This window comes from Streptomyces sp. NPDC001493 (assembly GCF_053597235.1).
Genome location: NZ_JBSFHV010000024.1, coordinates 67270 through 91685 on the forward strand (window position 1 = coordinate 67270; position 24416 = coordinate 91685).

Consider the following 24416-nt stretch of genomic DNA (forward strand, 5'->3'; position numbering starts at 1 on the left):
CCGGCCGGACGCCGGGCCTGTCAGGCATGGTGCCCGGCCTTCTCCCGCAGAGCGCGGTCCACCGCCTCGCGCACCCGCTCGTCCTCCAGCCGCTTGCGGCGGGCCCGCCCGCGCCGGGCCAGGACGACCGCCGCGACGCTTCCGGCCAGGACCAGGACCACGAGCAGGGTCAGCGTCCACGGGACCGCGAGGCCGTGGGCCGTGGCCCGGACCGGCTTGAGGGCGGTGGTCGAACCGGCCGCGTCGGTGAGGACCGGGGTGACGGTGACGGTGGCGGCGAGCCGGTACGCGGGAGTGACGCCGTGGACCGGGACCGTCACCTTCCAGCGCTCGCCCGGCAGCAGCTCCGGCGGCGCGGCGACGGCGCCGGCATCGGTGCTGAACATGCCGAACGGGCCTGTGACGGCGACCTTCTGGGTGCCGGAGAGCACCGCGTTGCCCGTGTTGTGGAGGCTGTACGTCACCGTCGCGTCGCCCTGGGCGAACCCGGTGGAGCCGTCGTACGAGACGTGCACGTCCTCGACGGCGAGCGCCGGCCGCAGGGCCCCGCTGACCCGCAGCTTGATACGGATGCCCAGACGCCGGTCGACGGCTATGCCCTCCGCGTCGTCGGGCTGCTTCAGCGAGGTGAGGATGCCGCCCACGTAGTCGCCCGGGGTGGCGTCCGCCGGGACGGTGACCGTGAACGGGATCTCGGCGCTCCTGCCCGGCGCCACCGTGACGGTCTCGCGCGCGGCACGCACCCAGGCGCCGATGGACCGGGACTTCTTCTCCCGGGTCAGCAGGTCCAGCTGCCCCTTCCCGGTGGTGAAGCCGTCGGCGGTGTAGACCGTGAGCGTCAGCGCGGTGGTGCCGTGGTTGGCGACGACCATCGCGTCCTCGGTCTTCCCGCCCGGGTTCACGCTGTAGCCGAAGCTCGACCGGTCGGCCCCGAAGTCGTTGGCGGCCGTCCGGACCGTCCAGGTGACGTCGCCGTCGTCGGCCGCCCGGGCCGGAGCGGTGGACACACCCGCCAGTGCCAGCACCGTGAACAGGACGAGGGCGCCGGCGCGGACGAGGCCGGCGGGAAAGGTACGGCGGGATGGTGCCACTGCGTGCATCTCGGGGTCTCTCTCGGATGAGGAGGTGGGGCAGGATCCGGCGGACCGGACCCTGCCCCACCGGTGGAGCGGGATCGGTCAGCTGCTCAGCGCGGTGATCGTGAGGGTCGCGCGGTAGCCGCCCTTCTGCACGCTGTCCGGGATCTTGAGATCCAGGTCGGCGCCCAGCTTGGAGGTGCCGCGCTCGTGACCCTGCTCCGCGGAGCCGAGACCGCGGGAGACGGCCAGACCGTCACCCTGGTCGTCGTACCCGGAGGCGACCGGCGAGCCGGCCTTGGCGCCCGCGCCCTGGTCGAGCACGTACGGCGACCAGCCGAGGTAGGAGCCGGCGAACGTCTTGTCGGCGTCCTTGAACGCGCTCACGTTGGCCGAGACCGACCACGGGGAGAGCGTGCGGCGGGTGTCCGACACGAGGATCGGGTTGATCTTGCCGGAGGCGGTGAAGTGGTCGCCGTTCTCCTCCTTGGCGGTGCCGAGGTCCACCAGGCCGTTGTAGCCGTCGATGGTCCAGCCGAACTCGCCCGGAGCCGCGTTCGGGACGTTGACCTGGAGCGACTGGCCGTCACCGTTGTACGGGTGGACGCTCACCTTGTCGACGATCGAGCCCACCGGCTGCGCGGCCTCGGTGTTGTTGCACCAGTCGCCGTGCGAGACCTCGGAGTTGGGCGCGGTGCAGGTGCTGCTGCGGATGTTCTCCACGACGAGCTTCTCGTCCCGCACCTGGACCTTGACGTAGCTGCGGACGTGCTCCTGGTTCTGCACCGAGTTGTACCAGTAGTTGTCCGGGTTCAGCGGGTCGGCGCCGTTGCCCGCGCCGCTGGTGCCGCTGTTGTCGGGCGCCGTGATGTCGTAGTACTTCGAACCCGAGGCGGAGTTGGCGGTGACGTACAGGACGCCGCCGGGACCCGGGTAGACGTCGGCCGCGCCCGGCTGCTCCTCGGGATCGGCCTTCTGGCCGTTCTTGATGAGGTAGCTGCGGGAGTAGCTGTGGTCGTGGCCCTGGAGGACCAGGTCGACGCCGAGCTTGGAGAAGGTGGTCGGGAAGTCGACCCGACGGGTCTTGTTGTCCCCGTCCTTGGCGTGCGAGGCCGGCGAGTAGATCGAGTGGTGGTAGACGAGCACCTTCCACTTGGCCTCGGAGCCGTGCTGGTTGATGACGTCCGTGACGTACTTGGTGTGCGCCTCGTCGCCGCCGCCACCCTGCGAGGTGGCGTAGCTGTTGCTGTTCAGGTCGATGAACAGCACGTCCTTGTAGATGTACCAGTAGTCACCGCCCGAAGTGTTGGACGCCGGGTTGCCGTTGGCGTACTTCGAGGCCGAGTTGTCGGTGTTCGGCGTCGAGAAGTGCTGCTCGTACGCCTTGCCGCCGACGTCGTGGTTGCCGATGGTGGCGGCGTACGGGACCTGGCGCAGCTGGTCGGGGGCGAGGAAGGACTTCCACTGGTCCTCGTTGTTGGCGCTCTCGATCTGGTCGCCGCCGGAGACGAGGAGTTCGGCGTTCGGGTTGGCCTTGGTGGCCACGTCCAGCGTGTCCGCCCATCCGGCCTGGTCCTGTGCCAGGTCGCCGGAGGAGCCGATCTGCGGGTCGCCGAGGAAGAGGAAGTCGTACGCGCCCTCGAAGTCCTGCGTCTTGAAGGAGTACGCCGTCGACCAGTTGCCCTCGCTGCCGACCCGGTAGGAGTAAGTGGTGTTCTCCTTCAGGCCGGTGATGGTGGCGTGGCGGTTGTAGCCGCCGCTGGAGGCGATGTTCGCCGCGCCCAGCGCGTCGAAGGTGACCGCGTCGGCGGGGAACTCTCCGCCGGTGAGCCGCGCCGTGGGGGCGAGCTGCACCTTCTGGGCGGTGTCGCCGGAGGAGTACCAGCTGACCGTGCGCTGGGTCTCGTTGGCGCCGACACCCAGGACGATGCCGGTGAGGGCGGAGGCGTCTGCCGCGGAGGCGGGCGAGCCGACTCCGCCCGCGAGGGCCACGGTCAGGCCGAGGAAGGCGGCGGTGGCACCGGTGGCCACACGGGTCCGCACGGGGCCCCGGGCCTGGTGGGAAGCGTTCGATCTCATGAAGTGTCGTTTCTTCTGTGTGCATACGGTGCGTATGCAAGGGCGATGCACAAGTTGTCCGTGCAAGATGAACGAGAACTGAATGCGATCTTGGCGAGGGTTGAACATCACTGCCCACGTGCGGTTTTCACGCACCGGCCACCCGCTGGACGAACCAGATGAGCCCCATGGCCGCCACGCACGCGGAGATCACGCCGGTGGTCCACGCGGCGGCCCGCGGCGAGCGGCGCACGAGCAGCAGGAGCAGCGGGAACACCACGGCGATGATGCCGAGCTGGACCGCCTCGATGCCGATGTTGAACACCAGCAGGGACCACAGCAGGGTCCACGACCAGGCGGCCTCGATACCGAGCGCGCCCGCGAACCCCAGGCCGTGCACGAGGCCGAAACAGAACACGACGCCGAGACGGGTCCAGCCCGCGCGGTCCAGGGCGAACCGGCCCTCGCCGGGCGCCCGGAGCTCCGCGACCTGGGCGCCGCGCCCCCTGATCCGCCACAGGTGCCAGCCGGCGACCACCGCGATGGAGAGCGCGATGACGGGCTCCACCAGACCGGCCGGCACGTCGACCAGCCCCAGCGCGGCCAGCAGGAACGTCACCGAGTGGGCCAGAGTGAAACTGGTTGCGGCCAGGACGACTTCGCGCGGACGCCGGGACCCGGCGATGAGCGCCAGCAGGAACAGGATGTGGTCGGTACCGGTCAGCAGATGTTCGGCGCCCAGCCGGAAGAACTCCCAGAAGCGCTGCGTCCAGGACTGGCTGATGGAGAACGACGGATGCCCGGCGTCGAGCGCGGCGCTCCCGGAGTGGCCGTCGACGTCGTAGGTGACGATCGTCTTGGTGCCCTTGACGTACCCCTCGGAGTCGGGGAAGAGCGTGCCGCGCACCTCGTGGCCGCCCGCGCCGTGTTCGACGCAGCTCCAGTCGAGATCCAGCAGGGCGTACGGCACGCCCTCCTCGGTGCCCATCCGGAACGCGCCGTCCGGCGTGGGCGTACAGGCCTTCGGGCCGGCGCTGACCGAGAGGTGCCGGGTGACGTAGGCGAGCACGGTCGTTCGGTGGGCTTCGAGCGCGGCGGCCTCGGCCACCGGGTCCCCCGCCTCGAACGCGTCGGTGCCCGCCCGGAAGAGGGGGTCGTCGTCACCGGTGTCGGCGGCCGAGACGACGAGCAGGTCGTACTCCAGTTTCAGTTCGGTGCGCAGCGGTCCGTCGCCGTCGGCGGTGACATGCGCGTACACGGTCGACGAGAAGCCGTGGGCGGCCGCGGGCCGGGCGAGGCAGAGCAGGAAGAGAACCGCCGCGGCGAGAGCGAGCAGCGGACGGCGTACACGGTGAGGCATGGGGCTCCTTGAGGTTGCCCGTGCACCGTGCAGGCCGTGAATGAACCGAAAGCGGCCGGTCAGCGAAGTATGGGAAAACAAAGGTTCGATGACGGTCGGTTTTATGGAGATCGGGTGTGCCGACGGCGCAGGATGAAGGAAAGCCGCCCCGAACCGGCCTGCCCGCACGCGCATGCCGCACAGCCACGCCGGCGTGCCGCCGGGGGAGGGCTCCCTACCGGAGGACGATCGTCTTGTACCGCCCGCTCCAGGCCGCCGCCGTCACCACCGCGGCCGCCCTCGCCCTGCTCGCCGGATGCGCCTCGGAAGCCGACTGGTCGCAGCCGCACCCGCGCCCCTTCGCGGTCGGCGCGCTCGGCGCGGGATTCATCGGCCCGGACGAGTCGCCCGCCCCGGAATCCACCGTCACGCCCGATCCCGGCTCGTGGTCCGGGGTGCGCCCCTCGGACGGCGCCCGCGTCGTCCTGCTGACCGCGGGCCACGACCGGCCCACCAAGACCCTGGTGGCCGCCGTGAAGAAGTGGGCGAAGGACGAGGACGTCGACCTGCGGACCGTGACCGCGGCCGGCACCGCCGACCTCCTCCCCGCCGTCCTCAGGGCGATGGACCTCCACCCCGACCTCGTCATCAGCGCGGGCAACAGCCTCGTCGACCCGCTCGCCACGGTCACCCCGAGCCACCTCGACCAGGAGTTCCTGGTCGTGGGCGCCGAACTCGCCGAACCCACCCACAACGTCACGGCGGTCGACTGGAGGGGAGCGTCCTTCCGGGGCGAGGGGCTCGGCATGTCCTCGGAGTACGACGCCGCCTCCTTCACCGCCGCCCGCTGCGCCGCGGCCGTCCGCGCCGGAACGGCGGCGGTGCTGTCGGGGCACACCGGCATCGTGGTGTGGCTCGACAGGTTCTGAGAGCCTTCCGGTGGGGCGCCGGACGTCCGGGAACACCGGGCGCGGCGTGTGCTCGGCCGGGTGCCCTCCGCCAGGCAACCGACACAGGAGGAGAACCGCAGGCGGCCGGAGCGCGCCTCCGGCCGTAACGCGTACGCGGCACGCCGCCCGCGCACCGACGGGTACGCCCGCCTCCACCGCCCACGCCGAGGACCTGGCCCGGCCTCTCCGGCTCGTGCTGGAGAGCCGGGACACGCCCGCACCCGACCAGGAGGAGGCCGCCGTCGCCATCCACGCCCTCGCCCGCCTCGGCGCGGCAACGGAACCGGACCTCCCGGCCGTCACCACACGGGTGGAACGCCTGCGGACGCTCCTTGCCTCCAGTGCGGACATCGCGCAGCCCGCGCTGGCGATCCTGGCCTCCCTCGGTGCGTTCTTCTCCGGGTGAGGGCGGGCGGGGCAGCTGGTGCTCTGACCGGGAAGGTTCATCTGGGTCAGTAGGCTGAGTGAGGCTGCGGCGGGCGAGGAGATCGGGCATGACGCGGAGACTGTCGATGGGCGAGGCCGTGGGGCTGCTCAGGGGTGAACTGGGGTCAGGACAGCGAGCGCTTGACGATCTGGTCACGGAAGACTTCTGGCTTGCCTTCCTCCGATTTGGCCGACTGCTGTTTGACGTCCCGGACACACCCGACGCTGACGGTCTGCTGTTCCAGTACGGAACCTACGCGTTCGACGGCCCTCCGGAGTTCATGCTGGACTTCACCCGGCAGTTCGAGATCTCCGACAGCGACGGCGATCACGACCATTACGTTCAGGTCCACTGCGAGCTCGGATACGGCCTCGCGCCCGCCCTGGAGGCTCTTGGAAGCTTCGACTCGTGGTTCTTCCACGACGCCGGAGACGATCTCGAAGAATGGGCTCAAGAACTGACCGGGGGAGCAGCCTGGGCAATGATCCACGGAACCAAGCCGGCCGAGATCAGGGTGTATCAGGAACAGGTGTAGTCGTACAGGCCGCCATCCCGGTGTGACGCCCTCCCCAGGGAACACTCTTCTCACCGCGGATACGAGCTCGTTCGCGTCGTTGGGCTGCGAGGACGCCGGGGTTGCGGGCGTTCTGGTTGCGCCGGCGCAGGCAGTCGTAGGGGACTCGGGTCCGGACCGGGCGGTTGGGATAGTGCGAGGTGGCCAGGGTGAACTGCCGCAAGGGTCCGAAGTGGGCCTCGACGGGATTGGCCCAGGACGCGTAGGTCGGGGTTGAGTACGGCTCGACCTTGTTCCGGGTCGCCCGCCTGCGGATTCGCCGGTTCAGGTGGGTTGTCGAGGACCACATGGATGGGGGCGCCGTCGGGGCGGGCGGCGCGGATCGATCGCAGCGCGGCCCGCCCCGTGTTCGCCCCCGCTACCCCCGCGCCCCGCTACCCCCGCGCCCCCGCCATCAGTGAGGCCAGCCGCGCCGCCGAGGTGCCGAGCCCGGTCGGACCGTTCAGCAGGCCCCGCGGCGGGCGGGCGGCGTACTCCCGGCGCAGGTCCTCCTCGCGGTACCGGCGGCAGCCCCGGTGCCAGATCAGGATGCCCGCGAGCCAGTGCCGGAGCTCCTGCACATAGCCGGCGAGCACCTCCCGGGACTCCGCGTCCAGCGCGAAGTCGTCGTACAGCAGCGGCAGTTCCACCTCGGCGACGTGCTCGAACTGCCGCAGACGCCCGTTCATCAAGTCGTGGACGACCGCCACCCCGGTCGGATAGTCGACGCCGAAGAAGTTCTGCACGACCAGGACGCCGTTGTGCACCTCGCCCTCGTACTCGATCTCCTTCTGGTACGAGAACAGGTCGTTGAGGAGGGCCGCGTAGTCCGCTGCCGCGTTCTCCAGCGACCGCATCGGACCGCTCCGGTAGATCTCCGGCGGCACCTTCTTCCCGTGCGCCAGCCGGCACAGGGCCATGGTGAGGTCCGACCCGAAGGTCATACGGCGCATCTCGATGTAGTCCACCGGGTCGGGGATACGGTTCTGCGCCTGGTTCGCCAGCTCCCACAGCCAGCTCTCCGTCATCGACCCGACCGCGTACCGGAAGGCCCGCCGCCCCTCCTCGTCCAGCGGTCCGGCGGTCCGCCGCCACAGGTCCCCGAGCCCGCGCTCCAGCGCGTTCACCGGCTCCGGCACGCCCGTGGCCGAGCAGTCCAGCGGCATGAAGAGCGACAGCCGCTCGTTGGCCAGCCGCGCCCCGGCCAGGTCACGGGTGCGCCCGTGCACCACCGGGAACCAGTCGTCGCCGTACGTGCCCCAGGCCAGCCACGCCGAGGAGAGGTCCAACTCCTCGGGGGAGGCGTCCGGATGGATGCCGGCCGCGCAGAGCGGGAGATCGATCGCGATGATCCGGTCCTCGTCCCAGATGTGCGAGCCGGGCACCCCCGGTTGCTCCTCCAGGATCCCCATCCGGCGCGCCCAGTCGACGAGCCGCACCCGCGCCCCGTCCAAATGGGGGCTGAGCGTGGTCCCGAACGGCAGCCGGATGTCGGGCAGCAGGGAGGGACCCACCCGCTGGTACGGCACATGGCTGTGCCCCCGCAGCCGGGCCGCCTCCGAGCGGGGGGTGAAGCGGATCGACGCGGCCGCCATGCCGAACGTGTCCGTCATACCCAGACGGCCCGAATTCGCCTCCACGCCACCGTCGTTCATGTAGCGGCTGGAGCGCAGATGCCACTCGTGGCCCCCGGACTGCCAGTCCTGGAGCCCCTTCACGTACGCGAGGACGGCGGCGGCCTCCGCCGGCCCCAGCCCCTCGCTCGCACAGAGCGGCCCGAGTTCGGTCAGGACCGTGTTCTCGAACTGCTGGAGCCGGGAGGTGAGCAGGTCGTTGACGGCCTCGGCCGCTTCCTGCGTCGAGCAGCCGAGGAACTTCTCCAGCACCAGGACGCCGTTGCTGTTCTCGCCCTCGTCCTCCACCTCGCGCTGGTAGGAGAAGAGGTCGTTGCGCAGGTGGACGCCGTCGGAGAAGGCGTCGCGCAGGACCCGCAGGGCCCGGGCACCGGCCACCGCCTCGGGGACCTCCGCGTTCGCCGCGTACTCCACCAGCCCGGCCGACCAGGGGGCTCCTCCCACCTTGCGGCGCATCTCGATGTACTCGACCGGGTTGGCGATCCGGCCCTCGTTGATGTTCGCGAGCTCCCACAAGGACTCGTTGAGCAGGTTCTCCGTCGCCTCGGCGAACCGTGCCCGCCACGCGTCCGACATGCTCGGCACCGTCCGGGCCCACAGATCCGCCAGCCCCGCCTCGACCGGGCTGACCGGCTCCGGAGTCGGGGCGCCCCTGTCCATCGGCATGAAGGCGGGCAGCCGTTCGAGGTAACGTTTCGCGCCCTCCCGGTCCGGGGTGCGCTTGAACAGCTCCAGGAAGTGGTCGTCGAAGAAGAAGACCCACACGTACCAGTCGGTGACCAGCGACAGGGCCTCGGACGAGCAGTCGGGATGGGTGTACGCGCACAGCAGCGCGTAGTCGTGCGCGTCGAGGTCCTTCTCGTCCCAGATGCCGGAGCCCTCCAGCATCCCCATGCCGCGCGCCCACTCCCTGGTGTGGCGCCGCGCCTCCTCCAGGTGAGGGCTGAGCCGTGCCGGATACGGGACGTAGAAGTCCGGCAACGAGAAGGGCTGTGCCATGTGCGTCGGGCCTTTCCAGAAGTCTCCGCGCGCCGTTCGCGCGGACCCGTTGTGCGCGCCAGCACTACCCTTCGGCCATCCGGGCTACGCACAGTGGTCATAAGTCGCATAATCACCACGGGCTCTCCCCGGTGGAGTAAAACTCCGGTAACGGAACCCGTCACCCGCCCCGGGCGTTCCCGCCCGTCGCAGGTCACAGCGGCTGCCAGAGGTCTGCACCAGTGGCTCATCCGCCGCTCCCCACAACGCTCTTGACGTGCCGTCACCCGTCGTCGGAGAGTGTGCCGCCACGACGGTACGAGAGATCGACTCGCCCCACGGCACAGCAAGTCCCGCTCCCAGAAGGGTTGTCATGACGTCGAAGAAGAGGTCCAGGCTCGCGCTCGCGCTGGTCGCGGCCGGTGCGCTGTGCACCGCCCTGCTCACCCCGGCCGCCCAGGCCGACGAGGTGCGTCCCGAGTGCCCGCGCAGCCTCGCCTGCGACTGGGTACCGGCGGCCTACCAGCAGACCGGCGACCCGGCCGACAAGGCCGCGTACGGCAACTACGACACCGCGGACCGGCCGAATACCAACGCGATCAAGTTCATCGTGCTGCACGACACCGAGGTCGACTTCGACGGAACCCTCAGGACCTTCCAGAACCCGCTCAACAAGACGTCCGCCCACTACGTGGTCCGCTCCTCGGACGGGCACGTCACCCAGATGGTCAAGACCAAGGACATCGCCTGGCAGGCCGGCAACTGGTACGTCAACACCCACTCCATCGGCATCGAACAGGAGGGCTTCGCCGCCGACGGGGCCGCCTGGTACACCGACGCGATGTACCGCTCCACCGCCAAACTGGTCGCCCACCTCGCCAAGCAGTACGACATCCCGCTCGACCGGCAGCACATCCTCGGCCACGACGGCGTCCCGCCCACCAGCGCCGCCGGGACCAAGAGCATGCACTGGGACCCGGGCCCCTACTGGGACTGGAACCGCTTCATGGCCCTCCTCGGCGTGAAGAGCCGGCCCTCCGGCCCGAAGAAGAGCGAACTCGTCACCGTCGCACCTGACTTCGAGCAGAACAAGCAGGCGTTCCGCGACTGCGAGAAGGGCGTGGACCTGCCGCTCCAGGGCAGCAGCGCCGTCCCCCTGCGCACCGCGCCCTCCGCCGACGCGCCGCTCTTCTCCGACCCCGGACTGCACCCGGACGGGTCGGCGGGCACCGACTGCGCCGCCGACTGGGGCAGCAAGATCAGCGCCAGCCAGCAGGCCGTCGTCGCCGAGCGGGTACCCGGCTGGACGGCGATCTGGTGGTACGGCCAGAAGGCCTGGTTCAGCACTCCCGCCGGTACACGTGTCACCGTACCCACGAAGGGCACCGTCGTCCGGCCGAAGGCGGGCAAGGCCGAGATCCCCGTGTACGGCGTCGCCTACCCCGACGCCGCCGAGTACCCGGCCGGCTTCACGCCCCGCACCGGCTCCCCGCTCGTCTACACCATCAAGGCGGGGCAGGCGTTCCCCGGCGGCGGCGAGGCCCCGACCGGCTACTACTACGCGCCGACCATCGATGCGTCGACCCCGTACGACCACACGTACTTCGCCGGCGCACAGAAGTACCTGACCGTCCAGATCGGGCACCGGGTCGGGTTCGTGAAGGCGACCGACGTGGACGTGGTCCGCGCCGGCTGACGGCGCGCTCCGGTCCGGGGCGGGCGGATGTCCCGCGCGCCCCGGACACGACCGCGCGCCCGCGGGCCGGTGTGTCGGCACCTCCCGCGAGCGCGCTCCCCCTGCATGTGTGTCCGGTGGATCATGGCCGGGGCCGGGCTTCCCCCTGGCACGCCCCGCGGTCAGCGTGTGCCGACGGCCGCCCGTACGGCCCGGCGGGCCATGGCGCAGTCGTCGTGCAGCCGGCGCAGCAGCAGCCGCTGTTCCTCGCCGGACGACAGGGTGCCCGGGCGGTCGTGCGACGCCCCCGCCGGGCCGGGCTCCCGCATGGTCCGCTGGACGGCCGTCTCGTAGGTACGGATCTCTCGTGTCAGCACCAGCATCAGATTGACCAGGAACGCGTCCCTCGCGTCCGCACCGCGCGCCTGTGCCAGCTTGCTGATCTCACGGCGCGCCACCACCGCGTCCTGGCCCAGCACCGTCCAGAGCGTCGCCAGGTCGTACCCCGGGAGGTACCAGCCCGCGTGCTCCCAGTCCAGGAGGACCGGACCGGTGGGCGACAGCAGGATGTTGGAGAGCAGCGCGTCCCCGTGGCAGAACTGGCCCATGCCCTGCCGGCCGCCCGCGACCGCGAGGCCGTGCAGCAGCTTCTGCAGGTCGCCCAGGTCGCGATCGGTGAAGAGCCCCAGCTCGTGGTAGCGGGAGATCCGCGACGCGTAGTCCAGCGGGGCGTCGAAGAGACCGGCCGGAGGCCGCCATTCGTTGACCCGGCGGATCGCACCGAGTACCTGGCGCACATCCGTACGGGGGGGCGCCTCCAGGGGGTGGCGCGTCAGTGCCGCCACCCGTCCGGGCATCCGCTCGATCACCAGCGTGCAGTTCTCCGGGTCGGCCGCGATCAGCCGGGGCACCCTGACGGGAGGGCGGTGCCGGACGAACGAGCGGTACGTCGCTATCTCGTGCCGGAAGCGTTCGATCCAGGCCGGCGAGTGATCGAGTAAACACTTCGCGACCGCGGTCGTCCGTCCGGTCATGCCCACGATCAGCACGGAGCGACCGCTGCGCCGGAGAACCTGGACCGGGTTGAACTCGGGGCAGATGCGCTGCACGGAGGCGATGGCCATGCGCACCTGCGCACCCTGGGGACCCGACAAGTCGATTCTCCCGCTGAGCGGTTGGGTGCCCGGGCCCGCCGTCCGCCGAGCCCGGACCAGACCCGGAGCCGGGGCGCCGGAGAGGGGGGCGAGATACGGTCCGCCTCCGGATCCCCTCGGACGGAGCGGCCGGGGCGGAGCGGACACGGAGGACGATGCTGTGTACATGGGCGAGACAGATCCCTTCGTGCGCCGACAAGTTGCGTGCACCACCCCGGCCGGCGGCCGTCCGGCACCCTGGGGAGTACCGAGGGCTGCCGGGCGGGGTGGCGCACTCCTACCTGACACCGCGGGGCCCGTGGCAGTGCAGATAGCGTGCCCTGGCGAAGGGTGGCGAATATGCGCGCCGCATCTGACTCGGGGTTAGTGTGCAACTCAGCCGAGAACCTGGGGGCTTGACGTGACCGGAGAACCCAACACCCGTCTTTCCGATCTGTTCGGCATGGCCGGATGGTCGAAGGGCGAACTCGCGAGGATGGTGAACCGGAAGGCAGCGGCCATGGGCCACTCCCAACTGGCGACCGACACCTCGCGCGTCAGGCGCTGGATCGACATGGGGGAGTCCCCGCGCGATCCCGTGCCGGAGGTGCTGGCGGCTCTGTTCACCGAGCGGCTCGGCCGTGTCGTGACCATCGAGGACCTCGGGTTCGGCCGACGCGGGCGCACGGGAAAACGGCGGGTCGCAGGGAAGGAAGAGCATCCCGACGACGTTCCGTGGGCGCCCGAACGGACGGCGGCGGTCCTCACCGAATTCACGGGAATGGACCTCATGCTCAACCGACGCGGCCTGGTGAGCGCGGGCGTCGCGCTCGCCGCCGGCCCCACCCTCACCAGCGCCCTGAACGACTGGCTGCACTCGGATCCCGCTCCGGCGGCCGACGCGCCCCGGACCGACACCCCCCTCCACGCGGACCCCGCGGGGTTCGACCGGTACGACACCGCCCCCATCGGCTCCGCCGAGGTCACCGCCCTGGAGAACGCGGTCGACATCTTCCGCAAGTGGGACGCCCAGCGTGGCGGCGGACTCCAGCGCAAGGCGGTGGTGGGCCAACTCAACGAGGTGGGCGGCCTGCTGGCGTACCGTCACCCCGCCGACCTCCAGCAGCGCCTGTGGGGCGTCGCGGCCAACCTCGCCGTACTCGCCGGCTGGATGTCCCACGACGTCGGTCTCGAACCCACCGCACAGAAGTACTTCGTCATCGCCGCGCACGCGGCGCGCGAGGGCGGCGACCGGCCGCGCGCCGGCGAGGCCCTTTCGCGGGCGGCACGCCAGATGGTCCACCTCGGGCGTCCGGAAGAGGCACTCGATCTGATGAAGCTCGCCCACTCCGGAGCGGGCGAGGAGGCGCTGCCGCGCACCCGCGCCATGCTCCACACCATCGACGCCTGGGCGTACGCGTCGATGGGCCGCGGGCAGGCGATGCGGCGCTCCCTCGGTGAGGCGGAGGAACTCTTCATCTCCGACCGGAACGACGAGGAGGCGCCGGGCTGGATGCAGATGTTCGACGAGGCCGATCTCTACGGTATGCAGGCGCTCGCGTTCCGCACGCTGGCCGACCACGACCCCTCGGCGGCCGCCCTCGCCCAGCAGCACGCCAAGAAGGCCCTCGGGATGCGCAACGACGGGCGTCAGCGTTCCAAGCTCTTCGACTTCATCTCGCTCGCTTCGGCGTGCTTCATCGCCGGTGACCCCGAACAGGGGAACACCTACGCCCGGCGGGCCATGGTGTCGATGGGGGAGACCTCCTCGCACCGCACCTGGGACCGGCTGCAGCAGATGTACCAGCTCACCGCTCTGTACGCCGGCGACCCGGCGATCCGCGATCTCCGCGCGGAGCTCGAGCTCGTGATGCCCCGCCCGCCCAAGAAGGAGAAGGGGACAGAGGCCTGAAGCCGCGCCGACCGGACCGAACGCCTCGACACGTTCCGTCCTGCGAGGCGCGACGGTGTCCCGCGGGGCGCCGGGTGCCAGGTGCGTGCCGGGTGTCCGGTGTCAGCCGGCGATGCGGGCGACCAGCACGCATCCCTCGACCGGGCGATCGTCCCCGCCGAACTCCTCGGCAACGGTCCGTACGCATTCGGCCGCCGTACGGGACCGGGAGAAGCGTGGCGCCAGCCCGAGCAGCTTGTCCGGGGCGGCGCCACGGTCCGCGGCCGGGGTCGGTCCGTCGGTGCGCAGCAGGAGTACGTCGCCGGGAAGCAGCCGAGCGGTCTCCTGCCCGTAGGCGATTCCCGGCACGGCGCCCAGGAGCACCCCGTCGGGAGGGGGCAGCGGGGCGCCGGAGCCCCCACGGAACAGGAGAGGGGCGGGGTGTCCCGCCTGCGCCCAGGTCAGGAGGTTGGCGGAGGGATCGAAGAGCCCGCACAGGGCGCTGCCCAGGGTCGGCTGGACCGATGCCTGGAGCAGCTGGTTCAGATGGGTCAGCAGCGCCCGGGGCTCGATGCCGGCCACCGCCATGCCCCGCAGCGCGCCCAGCACCATGGCCATGGAGGAGGCCGCCGGAATGCCGTGCCCGGTGAGGCTGCCGACGGTGAGCAGGGTCCTGCCGTCCGGCAGGGTCATGGCGTCGTACCAGTCCGTGCCGGTGGCCGGGCCGCACGCCCGTGACGGCAGGAGACGGGCGGCGACGTCCATGGCGGCACCGGATCCGGCGCGCACCGGTCCCAGCGAGTCGTGAGGTGAGGGCAGTACGGCCTGGTGCAGTTCGACCGCGATCCGGCGCTCGGTCCTCGCGATGTCGTCCTGCCGGTGCAGGGAGTCCCGGGTGCGGACTTCGAGCTGCCGGCTGTCGCTCAGCGCGCTGACGTCGCGCAGGACCGCCCACAGGGAGACAGTGCGGCCCTCGGGGTCCAGCACCGGCTCACCCATGGCGTGGAGGGTCCGCGTCCCGCCGTCCGGACGGCGGATGCGGAACTCGCCGTCCATCGGCTTTCCGTCGATCAGGCAGTTGGTCACCATGGAGGTGAGCAGGGGCTGGTCCTCGGGGACGAGGACGGTGGGCAGCTCGTCCAGGGAGAGCGGACCCGCATCCACGTCCCGGCCGAAGATCTCGTAGAGCTCGGCGGACCATTCGACGCCGTCGTCGAGGAGGTTCCACTCGGCACTGCCCGCCCTGCCGGACAGCGGGCCCAGCTCCTCGTCGGCGGGAACGGCGTCCGGGGCCTGCGCGGGCGGTCCCTCCCTGAGCTGCCCGAGGCGGGCGCCGAGGTCGTCGAGGTGGTGGGCGGCGAGCTCGCAGAGTGCGCGCTGCCAGCGCTGGTGAGGGTCGTCCTCGTCGATGACCACGGCGGCCCGGCACACCGAGTCCAGGTCTCCGCGCAGTCGGCGTGCGCGGTTGATCATCGCGTCGACGGCGTCCCGCTCGGACGGTCGTACCGCCGGGCGGTCCGCGAAGAGGGGGGACGGCATCTCGAACTCCGATACAGACGCTGCTGCCGGTTCTCGGGGAGGAACAGGAGAGGAACCGAGGATGACTGTGACACAGGGGAGTGGGACCCGTAAGGGCTTTGGCGACACTCGTAGCGTTCTTGCGTTTGGCATATGCCAGCGGCTGACGCGAAGGAGTGTACTTCGAACGCCCTTTCGGTGATGGGGAGTTGGTCTGAGGTGAAATGGTCCGCTGAGGGGCATCAGGGAGGATCCGTGCCCGCGGGGTGCGGTTCCGGCGCTTTCCGAAGGTGTCCCGGGGGTTGATCCGGGGGGTGCCGAGGGTCGGGAATGCCGCTCGGGTTGCTCGTGTTACCAGACCAGAATGAAAACGACACCCATCCCGGACAAGGGGAAGGGCATCGTCCAGCGGAGGAGGCATTCATGGCACGCAGCGAACTCAGGCCGGTCGTCACCCTCCGGTCCACGGCGGGGACCGGGCAGAGCTACGTCACGCGGAAGAACCGGCGCAACGACCCGGACCGGCTGGAACTGCGGAAGTTCGACCCGGTGGCCGGCCATCACGTCGTCTTCCGGGAAGCCCGCTGAGCCACGGGGTCCGTTGACCCCGCAGCACCTCGAACCGCACGGCCAGTCGAACCGCAGGGCCTGTAAAAACGCAGGGCCTGTGGAACCGCCGGGCCTGTGGAACCGCACCGTCCGCCGTACCGCACGGGAAGGAACACCTCCATGCAGCAGCACATCCACCCCGCCACCCGTTCCGTCGTCTTCCGTGACCGCGCCGCAGGCGTCGCCTTCCTCACCCGCTCGACCGCCGACGCGACCGAGCGCGTGGAGTGGGAGGACGGCCGGACCTATCCGGTGATCGACGTCGAGACCTCGTCGGCGAGCCACCCGTTCTACACCGGCGCGCAGCGGGTACTGGACACGGCGGGGCGGGTCGACCGCTTCCGCCGCCGCTACGGTGACGTCGCGGCAGGACGCTGACGAGCCGGCCGGGACTGCCGGTCCCGGCCGCTCCGGGCCGGTCGCGGTCGACCGTCCGCCGGACCCGTGCCCCGGATCACACCGGGGAGGCCGGAGTCCGGGAACACCCACGAATGGTTTATCGTTCATCTATACGTGGTGCGAGGGGGACAGTGTCCCCGGGCCTCACCTTTCGCCCATGGGGAAGATCGTTCGGCTGAAGCCCCATGGAGCAACCCGCCGAGAGGCGACCGCCCCTCGTACCTCATGAACGGCCCCGGCCGGATTCCCCCGATCCGGCCGGGGCTTTCCCTTGCCCGGGGGAGCCCGCGCGGCCTGGAGGCTCTCAGGTGGTGTCCTGCGGAGCATGACCGGGGCCGCGGCCTCCGGCCGCCTCCAGGATCAGTGCCCCCAGGGCCGGGAGCACCGCCACGGAGGCGGCACCCGGCGGCCACCACCGTGTCGCCGCGGCGGCCAGCGCGGCACCGGCCACCACGGCGGCCAGCCGCCCGAACACCCGGATGTCGTCCCGGACCGGCCGGCCGAGCACCAGCCGTCCCGTCAGCGAGGTCAGCGTGCCGGTGAAGTAGTTGGTCGGGGTCGCCCGGACCATCCCCTGGATTCCCATGGCCACGGCCACCGCGGCGAGCAGCCCGGTCCGGTCCGTCCCCGACGTGACGAGCCCCAGCCCCCACGCCGTCGCCCCGGCGCCCAGCAGGACCACCTCGACCAGCAGCAGAGCCGCCACCGGCCACCCCCACCGCCGCGCCATCAGCGCGCCGCACCCGGCCCCGGCCACGTACGACACCAGCGCGGCGCCCACGTGCGCCGCGGAGCCCTCCTCGCCCGTTCCCGTGGCCGAAGCGCCCAGCAGTACGAGATTTCCGGTCATCACGCCCGCGAAGACCTGCCCCGCGCAGAGGAAGACGAACGCGTCGGCCGCTCCGGAGGCTCCCGAGAGCAGCAGCTGGGCCCAGGCGACACGACCGGCCGGCGCGTCCCCGTCCGGCGGGCCGGACAGGGGAGGGGAGGAAGAGGACACCCGGGCATTCTCGGCGCGCCGGCGGCCGGAGACCGCGCACCTTCGCACCCGGGCGCGCCGGGACGCCGTACGTCTTCTGCCACCCGGGCGCGCCGGGACTCCGCTCGCCGCAGGGCCGTACGCACCCTCCGGCGACTTGCCGGAGGGTGCGTACGGCCCTGTTGCCCGGGGGCCGGTCAGCCTCCCGCGCGCGGGACCACCGTGGACAACACGTCGGTCAGTGCGTGCCAGTCCGCCGAGATGATGCTGGCGTGCCGCCCCGCGAGAAGGGTGAGCCGGTCGAGGGCCTCGGCTGGCGTCGGGTTGGTGCCGTCGATGGCGGGCGCCACGTTGTTCGCGTCCGTCATCAGCACCAAGTACTGGTTGCGGGCGTACCAGGCGGTGTCGATGGAGCCGCCCGCGTACGCGGAGGCATCCCCGTCGAAGATCACGAACCAGGGGCGGAGGGAGGCGTCGGTGTACCGCGTACGGGGGTCACCGGCCTGCGCCGTGTGCACGGCGGGGAAGGCCGAAGCCTCGCGCAGCCGGCCCGCGGCGGCGAGGTCGCGCAGCCGCGTGGCGTACTCGCGGTCCGTCCACAGGGTGTCGAGCGGGTTGCCCTCCTCGACCGTTCCGGGGATCAGCTCCACCAGGAAACGGCCCGCCAGTGCGTCCCGCGTGGGCCAGCCTCCGGAGGTGACGGCCTCGTCGAGCGTGGCGTGGGAGCCCGCGAGATCGGCGGGGCGGTAGAGCGCGTCGCCGAGCTTCGCCGTGAGCAGCGCGTCCAGTTCGGCCGGACCTCGGCCGCTCGTGCCGAGGAACCCGTCCTTGAGCTCGACCTTCAGCACGATGGGCCGGTGTCCCGGGTGGGCGTCGTGCCAGGCGCGGATGTCGGAGAGGCAGCCGGCGAGGTTCTGGTTGCGCGGCTTGCTGCGCAGCTCGGCGGCGCTCGCCGCGTTCTCGCAGTTGTTGTCGTTGCCGAGCGGGTTGCTGTGGGAGACCCGCCACGAACTGCCGAACACGTTCGTCCACACGTCGAGTTCGAGCATCGCCGCCCCGGAGTCGAGCGCGTCGGCGAAGTAGGTGAACGTCGACTTCTCGTACGCGTTGTGCACCCCGACGCCCGTCGTCGCTCCGTACGAGCTGCCGCCCTGGCCGGCGGCGGACTGTGCGCTGCCGGCCGAGACCGCCACGCAGAACAGCCCGGCCGCGGCGGCCGTCACCCACCGGCGCCATCCCTGCTTCATGGACCCTCACCCTCACCCACGTCGTCGAAGTTGATGCGAACGCGTCAACAGGGAGCACGATAGGAGGCGCGGATGACCTTCAGGAGTACGCGAACCGGCCGTTCGGGGAGCACCGGCTGTCCGCGCGGCAGCCGGTGCGACGGACCGGCGGAAGCGGCGCCCCGGAGGAGTGCGGAAGTGCGCGGGCCGGGGCGGTCACACCGTCCCGTCGAGGCCGGTCGCGTAGTGCTCGATGGCGGTGCGATACCGCCTCACGTACGGGTCCTCGCTGGTCGACGCGACGAGCCGCAACAGCAGGCCCATCGCCTCGTGGTGTTCGCCGGTGTTGTACAGCGCCATCGCCAGGAACGTGTGCAGCGCCCCGTCGTCGGGGAACTCCGCCACCCCCTGACGGAGCGTCTCGACGGCCTGCCCGTACCTGCCGAGGACCCGGTACGTGCTGCCGAGGCCGACGAGCGCACCCCGCCGGTCCTCCTCGCCGAGGTGACCGCCCGACAGGCAGCGCTCGTAGTACGCCACCGCCTCGGCCTCCAGGCCGAGGGCGTCGTGCGCCCACGCCGTCTGATAGGCGACCTCCGCGTCCTGCGGGAACCGCGCCGTCAGGGCGAGCAGGCGTTCCCTGGCCTCCTCCGTACGGCCCTCGGTGCGCAGCCGCACGGCGTCGGCGAGCAGTTCGTCCCTCTGCGGTGAGCTCATGGGCGCCATCGTGGCAGGCGCCGCCCGGCCGCCGTCGTGCGCCCCGCCGCGGGGCCCCGGGGGCGGGGCGTCGCGCTTGGCGAAGTCCGTCGGGCGAGGTGGCCGGATCGGGGTGTGACCGGACGGGTCGGGGGCATTCGATGGCCATGACCGCTGACGCGAACCGCACTGTGCGGAAAAGAAGTTGGGCGCACACGCTGCTGCGCGCCGGCATCCTGGTGGTGGCCTTCGTGGGCCTCGTCGCCTTCTCCGTCGTCCTGGCGAAGGTGACACTCACCCCGTCACCCGCGTCGGCCGGGATCGCCCATTCGAACATGACCCCCGGGCGCTCGCTCCGGCAGTACGCCGAGGACTACACCTTCCTCGCGGCCTGCAAGCAGGCGGGCGGCAACATTCTGCTCGGCGCACCCTTCGGGGTGCTGCTGCCGGTTCTCGTGCCGCGCCGGCTCCGGATGCTCCGCATGATCCTGCTGACCGGCGTGGTCATGGTGGTCGTGGAGCTGGCCCAGGGAGCGGTCGTGGAGGGCCGGGCCTTCGACATCGACGACGTCATCCTCAACACCACCGGTGCGCTGCTCGGTTATCTGTTCGTGGGGCGCCGGATCAGCCATCACTACCACTCCTTCGCGACGGTCCGGACCGAGCCCGTCCCGGCGGCCGTTCCGGCCGGCGAGGACGCGTCCGGCAGGCGGTCCACCGGACGGGCCGGCGAAGCCAAGGGGTTCAGGGCGAAGGTGGCGGCGGCATCGGCGCGGGCGGGCACGTCCCGTACCACCACGAAGGCACGGGCCACCGACGGGAACGGGCGCCCGGCGAAAGCTCCGGCCACTGCCGGGGCCAGGCGCTCCGGGAAGACGGCAACCGTCTTGGGCAAGGGCGCGGGGAAGACGCCGGCCGGGTCCGGGAAGGCCGAGGCGGCGCGGCCCGGGAGCGGGCGCACGCTGCTGGAACGGTTCCGCAACCGCTGACCGGGGCGGTAGGGCGTCCCGGTCGGCGGAGACCGCGGTCCGTCAGGTGCCGCGGAGCCGGTGTGTCGGCGCTCGCCGCCGCCGCGGGTGAATCGTTCCGGTGCTCATCGGTGACGGTGGCGGTCCGGCCGGACCGCCACCGGGCTTCGGTGCGTCGCCGCCCACACTCCCCGGGATCGAACACAAGGTCCAACAAGGAGCTGATGGAACCGAGTCGGTCAGTCCGACGTTTGCCCCGGGACCTTCCTTCCGCAGGCCGGTGACGGAGTGGTCCACCGTGCGGAAAGGGGCGTTTCCGGAGGGCCGGGCCACGGGAGCGGCGGCGAGCCGGTCGTGGCGGGAACCGCTCCGAGGAGCAGGCGGAACGCGTACCTCATGTGAACGAAAAGTGGAGGGAGTCGCTGGGGCGGCCCCCGCCGGCCGGGCGTGCCCCCTACGGCACGCCGGCTGATGGGACCGCTCCCACTGGTCGGCCACGACGTTAGAGCGTCAACTGATGTCGGTCAACAGGCCCAGTTCTGAACTCTGTTAATCGAATTTATTCGACTCTTCAAGTCTCTTGACTCCGATTTCCCGTCTCCGCATGATGGGAGCGCTCCCACCGATTCAAGGCTTGTGCTCAACGCCTGCACGCCCCGTGCACACCCACCAAGAACGTCAGAGTCGCGAGGAGGAAACCGCGCATGCCAACCGGGACGCTCACGAAGTACGTGGGCATCGATGTGCGTGTTCCGACCCCCTGGAGCGAGTGATTCCAGAGCAGGCGGAGGTACGGGTTGAACGGGACGCCCCGCACCTCCGCCGTTCCACCCCCCGGCGGGCCCGCCCCTGGCCCGCCGGGGACACCCGTTCGGACCCCGGCGGATTGTGCCGACGGGTGCGCCGCGTCAGGTTGGCGGTGACGTCCACCGCACCGGAGGCGCGCCGCGTACCCGCCGAGGAGGAGCCGTATGGCCGACGGCCAGTGGAGCCCGGGCCACGTCTCACCCGAGGTACCGGAGTTCCAGCCCGTCCTGGACATCGTGGAGCCCGTGCGGCAGCGCCGGCTCACCGTACTGCTCCGGTCCCTGCTCCTCCTGCCGCACTTCGTCGTCCTCTTCTTCCTCTCGATCGCGGCGGCGGTCATGGTCGTCGTCGGCTGGTTCTCGGCGCTCGTCCTCGGCCGCCTGCCCCAGCCCGTCTTCCGCTTCCTCGCCGGACGGCTCGGCTACCAGACACGCGTCCTCGCCAACGAGATGCTGCTGGTGGACCGTTACCCGCCCTTCTCCTTCAGCCCGCCGGGGGACTATCCCGTACGCGTCGAGGTGCGCCCCACCGAACTCAACCGGCTCGCCGTCCTCTTCCGGCTGCTCCTGATGATTCCCGCGCTGGTCGTCCAGTCCCTCGCCGTCACCGGCTGGTTCGCCCTGGGCTTCCTGTGGTGGCTGGTCACCCTGATCCTCGGCCGCATGCCGAAGCCCCTGTTCGAAGCCACCGCCGCCACCCTGCGCTACCAGATGCGGTTCGAGGCCTACGCGTCGATGCTCACCCCCGCCTACCCCAAGGGCCTCTTCGGCGACGACGGCCTCCAGGTCGTCCCGTACGGCACCGGCTCCGCGACCCGCCCGCTGGTCATGAGCCGGGCCGGCGGGATGTTCGTCGTCCTCTTCCTCGTGGCCGGCCTCGCGAGCAGCATCACCTGGTCCACCGCCCCGAACGGCGACGAGCCTTCGGACACCTACCGGCTGCACCGGTAACCGCCGGAGGGAAAAGGAGGTCGCGATCCGGGCCGCCGCGGGGCATCATCGCCCGATGACATGGACAGCACCTGACCCCGTACCCACCCCCGACGCACTGAACGCCCCGGAGCGCGAGACCCTCACCGCCTTCCTCCACTCCTACCGCGGCAGCCTGCTGCGCAAGTGCGCCGGGTTGACCGGCGAGCAACTGGCGCGGCAGACCACCGAACCCTCCAATCTCAGCCTGCTCGGCCTCGTGCGGCACATGGCCAAGGTCGAACGCACCTGGTTCCGCGAGCGGTTCGCCGGCCAGGAACTGCCTCCGATGTACGACCCGGCCAAGGGCAAGGACGCGGACTTCGAGGACCTCGTCCCCGAGCGTGCGCAGGAGGACTACGCACGACTGCTGGAGGAGATCCGGCTGGCGGACGAGACGGTCGCCGACGCTTCGCTCGACGACACCTTCGTCCACCGTGGGGAGACGTACTCACTTCGGCTGATCCATGTCCACCTCATCGCCGAGTACGCCCGCCACGCCGGCCACGCCGACCTGCTGCGGGAGCGGCTGGACGGTGTGACCGGCGACTGAAACCCGTACGACTCTCCCCGGAACAGAGCGAGTTGGGGGCGTGTGGGTGGACTGAACCGGCGCGTACGGGTCAGACGAACGGTATGACGTCCACCGGTACGGAACCAGACAGCTCCGAGCGGCGCGACGGCGGGCCCGCCGCCCGCCCGGCCGCGAAGAAGCGGGGATGGGTCAAACCCCTCGGCATCTGCGCCGTGGTGCTGGCCCTCCTCTTCGCCGGCACCCGGCTCAGCCTCGTGCCGGGTCTGGGCGACCTCTTCGGTGAGAGGACCGACGACCGGTCCGGGCCCGCCGTGCTCAAGTCGATCCAGGACATGAGCGCTTACGAAGCGGCCTCCGGCAACTTCCAGGTCGTCGTCGACCTGGAGAAGGACGCCAAGTTCCTCCCCGACGCGATCCGGGGTACACGCACCCTCTACGTCGGCGCCGGCACCGTCGGCGCCTCCGTGGACCTCGGCAAGGTCGCCGAGAACGGGGTCGTCGTCAACGACGACCGTACGGAGGCCACGCTCACCCTGCCGCACGCGGTCCTCGGCAAGCCCGCCCTCGACCCCGACCGCTCCTACTCGGTCTCCAAGCAGCGCGGCCTGCTGGACCGCCTCGGCGACTTCTTCTCCGACAACCCGGGCAGCGAGCAGGCGGTCAACAAGCTCGCGGCCCAGCACATCGCGGAGGCGGCGAAGGAGAGCGGTCTCACCGCGCGGGCCGAGAAGAACACCGCCAACATGCTCAAGGGTCTCCTCACGTCGCTCGGGTTCACGAAGGTCACCGTCACCTTCGGGACACCCGGAGGCTCCTGAAAGCCGTACGCCCTTTCGGTCGCCGATCGGTGCGCCGATGTCTACTGCCGTCAACGCACCGATCGGCAGGTGGCCCGTCGTGCGTTAGTTCGACCAATGGGGTCGGGTTGTGGTGCGGCCGGGCGGCCCGCTTGCCAGAGTGGACGGATGAACACATCAGATCTGCTCACCGATGCCTTCGGCCGGGTGCGGGAAGCGGTGCACGCGGCCGCCGAAGGGCTCTCCGCCGACGAACTCAACGCCCGGACCGATGCGGGGGCCAACTCCATCGCTTGGCTCGTTTGGCACTTGACCCGGGTCCAGGACGACCACGTCGCGGACGCCTCCGGCGGCGAGCAGGTCTGGTTCACCGACGGCTGGGCCGACCGGTTCGACCTCCCGTTCGACCGAGCCGCGACCGGATACGGACACACCCGCAAGGAAGTCGGCGCCGTGCGGGTCGCCTCGGCCGACCTGCTGCTCGGCTACCACGACGCCGTCCACGAACGCACCCTGGCCTTCGTCCGCGGACTCACCGGCAAGGCGCTGGACCGGATCGTCGACGAGGCGTGGTCCCCGCCGGTGAGCCTCGGAGTCCGGCTCGTCAGCGTGGTGGCCGACGACCTCCAGCACGCCGGTCAGGCCGCCTTCGTGCGCGGGGCGCTCGGGCGTGCACACCGCGGTTGATCGATCGCCTGATCGACATAAAGACCAGGTCAGAGGTGTGCGCAGTCCGGTCGTCGCACACCGGTGCGAGCTCGGGGTCGCGGTGCCATACTCGAAAGCAGCCAGTAGGCAGGCTAGGCATTGTCGAAAGGCGAGACGTCATGAACTGGGCATCGTGGACAACCAGTGGCGTCTTCGCGGGAGCCGGCGGAGTGAGCACCGCCGAGGTGGGCATCGTGACCGGGGATCTGACCGTGCACACGACGTGGTCGGACGAGCAGGCGGCCGTGGCCGTTCAGTTCAGCGGATCCTCCGATTGGTTCACCATGGCGGGCAGCCCCGTTCCGTGCTTCTCCGAAGAGGAGAGCCGCACCTTCCATCAGACCGTGGTCGAGGCCGTGCGCGCCGGCGCGGGCGCGATGGTTCCCCCACCACAGGGCGTACCCGCCCCCGCGCCACCCTCCATCGCGTAGGAGTGCCTGACCGCCCAGTGCCGCGATCGGCGAGGCTTGCGCCGTCGCGGCACTAGAGTTG

22 protein-coding genes and 1 pseudogene are annotated in these 24416 nt (G+C 71.0%); 13 read left to right on the forward strand and 10 right to left on the reverse strand.

Annotated elements, in window-relative coordinates:
- Window positions 1-20: 20 nt before the first annotated feature.
- The 3 genes from ACWCWD_RS28660 to ACWCWD_RS28670 all read right to left on the reverse strand — a co-directional run bounded on the left by ACWCWD_RS28660 (window position 21) and on the right by ACWCWD_RS28670 (window position 4494).
- On the reverse strand, window positions 21-1100 hold the full coding sequence (locus ACWCWD_RS28660; protein WP_450777107.1) for a WxL protein peptidoglycan domain-containing protein: 1080 nt from the start codon (window positions 1098-1100) through the stop codon (window positions 21-23).
- 78 nt (window positions 1101-1178) lie between these two features.
- The gene (locus ACWCWD_RS28665; RefSeq protein ID WP_450777108.1) at window positions 1179-3155 is read right to left on the reverse strand and encodes a fibronectin type III domain-containing protein; all 1977 of its coding nucleotides are present in this window, start codon (window positions 3153-3155) and stop codon (window positions 1179-1181) included.
- A 127-nt stretch (window positions 3156-3282) separates the two neighbouring features.
- Window positions 3283-4494 (reverse strand): HupE/UreJ family protein, encoded by a 1212-nt coding sequence (locus tag ACWCWD_RS28670; RefSeq protein ID WP_450777109.1) that lies wholly within the window; start codon window positions 4492-4494, stop codon window positions 3283-3285.
- 233 nt (window positions 4495-4727) lie between these two features.
- Here ACWCWD_RS28670 and ACWCWD_RS28675 point away from each other — a divergent pair, with 233 nt between their 5' ends.
- The 3 genes from ACWCWD_RS28675 to ACWCWD_RS28685 all read left to right on the forward strand — a co-directional run bounded on the left by ACWCWD_RS28675 (window position 4728) and on the right by ACWCWD_RS28685 (window position 6385).
- Window positions 4728-5402, forward strand: a complete 675-nt coding sequence (locus tag ACWCWD_RS28675) for a hypothetical protein (RefSeq protein ID WP_450777111.1) — start codon at window positions 4728-4730, stop codon at window positions 5400-5402.
- 214 nt (window positions 5403-5616) lie between these two features.
- Window positions 5617-5829 carry a hypothetical protein gene (locus tag ACWCWD_RS28680; RefSeq protein WP_450777112.1) on the forward strand — a complete coding sequence of 71 codons (213 nt, stop codon included), beginning with the start codon at window positions 5617-5619 and terminating at the stop codon, window positions 5827-5829.
- 88 nt (window positions 5830-5917) lie between these two features.
- Window positions 5918-6385 carry a hypothetical protein gene (locus ACWCWD_RS28685; protein ID WP_450777114.1) on the forward strand — a complete coding sequence of 156 codons (468 nt, stop codon included), beginning with the start codon at window positions 5918-5920 and terminating at the stop codon, window positions 6383-6385.
- Here ACWCWD_RS28685 and ACWCWD_RS28690 read toward each other — a convergent pair.
- Window positions 6360-6762: pseudogene (locus tag ACWCWD_RS28690) on the reverse strand (IS630 family transposase); the annotation flags it as partial. The gene ACWCWD_RS28685 and the pseudogene ACWCWD_RS28690 overlap by 26 nt on opposite strands.
- A gap of 36 nt (window positions 6763-6798) precedes the next feature.
- Window positions 6799-9036: a terpene synthase family protein gene (locus ACWCWD_RS28695; RefSeq protein WP_450777116.1), complete on the reverse strand. Its 2238-nt coding sequence runs from the start codon at window positions 9034-9036 to the stop codon at window positions 6799-6801.
- 352 nt (window positions 9037-9388) lie between these two features.
- Here ACWCWD_RS28695 and ACWCWD_RS28700 point away from each other — a divergent pair, with 352 nt between their 5' ends.
- Window positions 9389-10711, forward strand: a complete 1323-nt coding sequence (locus ACWCWD_RS28700; RefSeq protein WP_450777118.1) for an N-acetylmuramoyl-L-alanine amidase — start codon at window positions 9389-9391, stop codon at window positions 10709-10711.
- A 161-nt stretch (window positions 10712-10872) separates the two neighbouring features.
- Here ACWCWD_RS28700 and ACWCWD_RS28705 read toward each other — a convergent pair whose 3' ends face one another.
- Window positions 10873-12012, reverse strand: coding sequence for an aminoglycoside phosphotransferase family protein (locus ACWCWD_RS28705; protein WP_450777119.1), 1140 nt, complete (start codon window positions 12010-12012; stop codon window positions 10873-10875).
- 232 nt (window positions 12013-12244) lie between these two features.
- Between ACWCWD_RS28705 and ACWCWD_RS28710 the strand changes: the two genes are divergently transcribed.
- Complete coding sequence (locus tag ACWCWD_RS28710; protein WP_450777121.1) at window positions 12245-13735, forward strand: DNA-binding protein NsdB; 1491 nt, start codon at window positions 12245-12247, stop codon at window positions 13733-13735.
- Between the two features lie 102 nt (window positions 13736-13837).
- Here the strand turns inward: ACWCWD_RS28710 and ACWCWD_RS28715 are convergent, their stop codons facing one another.
- Window positions 13838-15253, reverse strand: coding sequence for a PP2C family protein-serine/threonine phosphatase (locus ACWCWD_RS28715; RefSeq protein WP_450777123.1), 1416 nt, complete (start codon window positions 15251-15253; stop codon window positions 13838-13840).
- 402 nt (window positions 15254-15655) lie between these two features.
- Here ACWCWD_RS28715 and rpmG point away from each other — a divergent pair, with 402 nt between their 5' ends.
- Both rpmG and ACWCWD_RS28725 read left to right on the forward strand, forming a co-directional pair.
- The gene (rpmG, locus tag ACWCWD_RS28720) at window positions 15656-15820 is read left to right on the forward strand and encodes a 50S ribosomal protein L33 (protein WP_266712731.1); all 165 of its coding nucleotides are present in this window, start codon (window positions 15656-15658) and stop codon (window positions 15818-15820) included.
- Window positions 15821-15961: 141 nt separating this feature from the next.
- Window positions 15962-16219 carry a type B 50S ribosomal protein L31 gene (locus tag ACWCWD_RS28725; protein WP_450777126.1) on the forward strand — a complete coding sequence of 86 codons (258 nt, stop codon included), beginning with the start codon at window positions 15962-15964 and terminating at the stop codon, window positions 16217-16219.
- A 325-nt stretch (window positions 16220-16544) separates the two neighbouring features.
- Here the strand turns inward: ACWCWD_RS28725 and ACWCWD_RS28730 are convergent, their stop codons facing one another.
- The 3 genes from ACWCWD_RS28730 to ACWCWD_RS28740 form a co-directional block, all read right to left on the reverse strand.
- On the reverse strand, window positions 16545-17240 hold the full coding sequence (locus tag ACWCWD_RS28730) for a YoaK family protein (protein ID WP_450777128.1): 696 nt from the start codon (window positions 17238-17240) through the stop codon (window positions 16545-16547).
- A 176-nt stretch (window positions 17241-17416) separates the two neighbouring features.
- Window positions 17417-18466 carry a phosphatidylinositol-specific phospholipase C domain-containing protein gene (locus ACWCWD_RS28735; RefSeq protein WP_450777130.1) on the reverse strand — a complete coding sequence of 350 codons (1050 nt, stop codon included), beginning with the start codon at window positions 18464-18466 and terminating at the stop codon, window positions 17417-17419.
- A gap of 195 nt (window positions 18467-18661) precedes the next feature.
- The gene (locus ACWCWD_RS28740; RefSeq protein WP_450777132.1) at window positions 18662-19162 is read right to left on the reverse strand and encodes a tetratricopeptide repeat protein; all 501 of its coding nucleotides are present in this window, start codon (window positions 19160-19162) and stop codon (window positions 18662-18664) included.
- A 146-nt stretch (window positions 19163-19308) separates the two neighbouring features.
- On the opposite strand from ACWCWD_RS28740, the gene ACWCWD_RS28745 reads away from it, so the two are divergent.
- The 6 genes from ACWCWD_RS28745 to ACWCWD_RS28770 all read left to right on the forward strand — a co-directional run bounded on the left by ACWCWD_RS28745 (window position 19309) and on the right by ACWCWD_RS28770 (window position 24355).
- Window positions 19309-20130 (forward strand): VanZ family protein, encoded by an 822-nt coding sequence (locus ACWCWD_RS28745; RefSeq protein ID WP_450777134.1) that lies wholly within the window; start codon window positions 19309-19311, stop codon window positions 20128-20130.
- 950 nt (window positions 20131-21080) lie between these two features.
- Window positions 21081-21866, forward strand: coding sequence for a DUF4389 domain-containing protein (locus ACWCWD_RS28750; RefSeq protein WP_450777135.1), 786 nt, complete (start codon window positions 21081-21083; stop codon window positions 21864-21866).
- A gap of 55 nt (window positions 21867-21921) precedes the next feature.
- Window positions 21922-22437, forward strand: coding sequence for a DinB family protein (locus ACWCWD_RS28755; RefSeq protein WP_450777137.1), 516 nt, complete (start codon window positions 21922-21924; stop codon window positions 22435-22437).
- Between the two features lie 83 nt (window positions 22438-22520).
- Entirely contained in the window at window positions 22521-23237 is a 717-nt protein-coding gene (locus ACWCWD_RS28760; protein ID WP_450777139.1) for a DUF4230 domain-containing protein, read from the forward strand.
- A gap of 147 nt (window positions 23238-23384) precedes the next feature.
- Window positions 23385-23903, forward strand: a complete 519-nt coding sequence (locus ACWCWD_RS28765; protein WP_450777141.1) for a mycothiol transferase — start codon at window positions 23385-23387, stop codon at window positions 23901-23903.
- 140 nt (window positions 23904-24043) lie between these two features.
- The gene (locus ACWCWD_RS28770; RefSeq protein WP_450777143.1) at window positions 24044-24355 is read left to right on the forward strand and encodes a hypothetical protein; all 312 of its coding nucleotides are present in this window, start codon (window positions 24044-24046) and stop codon (window positions 24353-24355) included.
- Window positions 24356-24416: the final 61 nt, after the last annotated feature.

Coding starts and splice junctions, on each gene's coding strand:
- ACWCWD_RS28660 (WP_450777107.1), bottom strand. CDS start 1,100: ATGCACGCAGTGGCACCATCCCGCCGTACCTTTCCCGCCGGCCTCGTC.
- ACWCWD_RS28665 (WP_450777108.1), bottom strand. CDS start 3,155: ATGAGATCGAACGCTTCCCACCAGGCCCGGGGCCCCGTGCGGACCCGT.
- ACWCWD_RS28670 (WP_450777109.1), bottom strand. CDS start 4,494: ATGCCTCACCGTGTACGCCGTCCGCTGCTCGCTCTCGCCGCGGCGGTT.
- ACWCWD_RS28685 (WP_450777114.1), top strand. CDS start 5,918: ATGACGCGGAGACTGTCGATGGGCGAGGCCGTGGGGCTGCTCAGGGGT.
- ACWCWD_RS28695 (WP_450777116.1), bottom strand. CDS start 9,036: ATGGCACAGCCCTTCTCGTTGCCGGACTTCTACGTCCCGTATCCGGCA.
- ACWCWD_RS28700 (WP_450777118.1), top strand. CDS start 9,389: ATGACGTCGAAGAAGAGGTCCAGGCTCGCGCTCGCGCTGGTCGCGGCC.
- ACWCWD_RS28705 (WP_450777119.1), bottom strand. CDS start 12,012: ATGTACACAGCATCGTCCTCCGTGTCCGCTCCGCCCCGGCCGCTCCGT.
- ACWCWD_RS28715 (WP_450777123.1), bottom strand. CDS start 15,253: ATGCCGTCCCCCCTCTTCGCGGACCGCCCGGCGGTACGACCGTCCGAG.
- rpmG (WP_266712731.1), top strand. CDS start 15,656: ATGGCACGCAGCGAACTCAGGCCGGTCGTCACCCTCCGGTCCACGGCG.
- ACWCWD_RS28725 (WP_450777126.1), top strand. CDS start 15,962: ATGCAGCAGCACATCCACCCCGCCACCCGTTCCGTCGTCTTCCGTGAC.
- ACWCWD_RS28735 (WP_450777130.1), bottom strand. CDS start 18,466: ATGAAGCAGGGATGGCGCCGGTGGGTGACGGCCGCCGCGGCCGGGCTG.
- ACWCWD_RS28740 (WP_450777132.1), bottom strand. CDS start 19,162: ATGAGCTCACCGCAGAGGGACGAACTGCTCGCCGACGCCGTGCGGCTG.
- ACWCWD_RS28745 (WP_450777134.1), top strand. CDS start 19,309: ATGACCGCTGACGCGAACCGCACTGTGCGGAAAAGAAGTTGGGCGCAC.
- ACWCWD_RS28750 (WP_450777135.1), top strand. CDS start 21,081: ATGGCCGACGGCCAGTGGAGCCCGGGCCACGTCTCACCCGAGGTACCG.
- ACWCWD_RS28755 (WP_450777137.1), top strand. CDS start 21,922: ATGACATGGACAGCACCTGACCCCGTACCCACCCCCGACGCACTGAAC.
- ACWCWD_RS28760 (WP_450777139.1), top strand. CDS start 22,521: ATGACGTCCACCGGTACGGAACCAGACAGCTCCGAGCGGCGCGACGGC.
- ACWCWD_RS28765 (WP_450777141.1), top strand. CDS start 23,385: ATGAACACATCAGATCTGCTCACCGATGCCTTCGGCCGGGTGCGGGAA.
- ACWCWD_RS28770 (WP_450777143.1), top strand. CDS start 24,044: ATGAACTGGGCATCGTGGACAACCAGTGGCGTCTTCGCGGGAGCCGGC.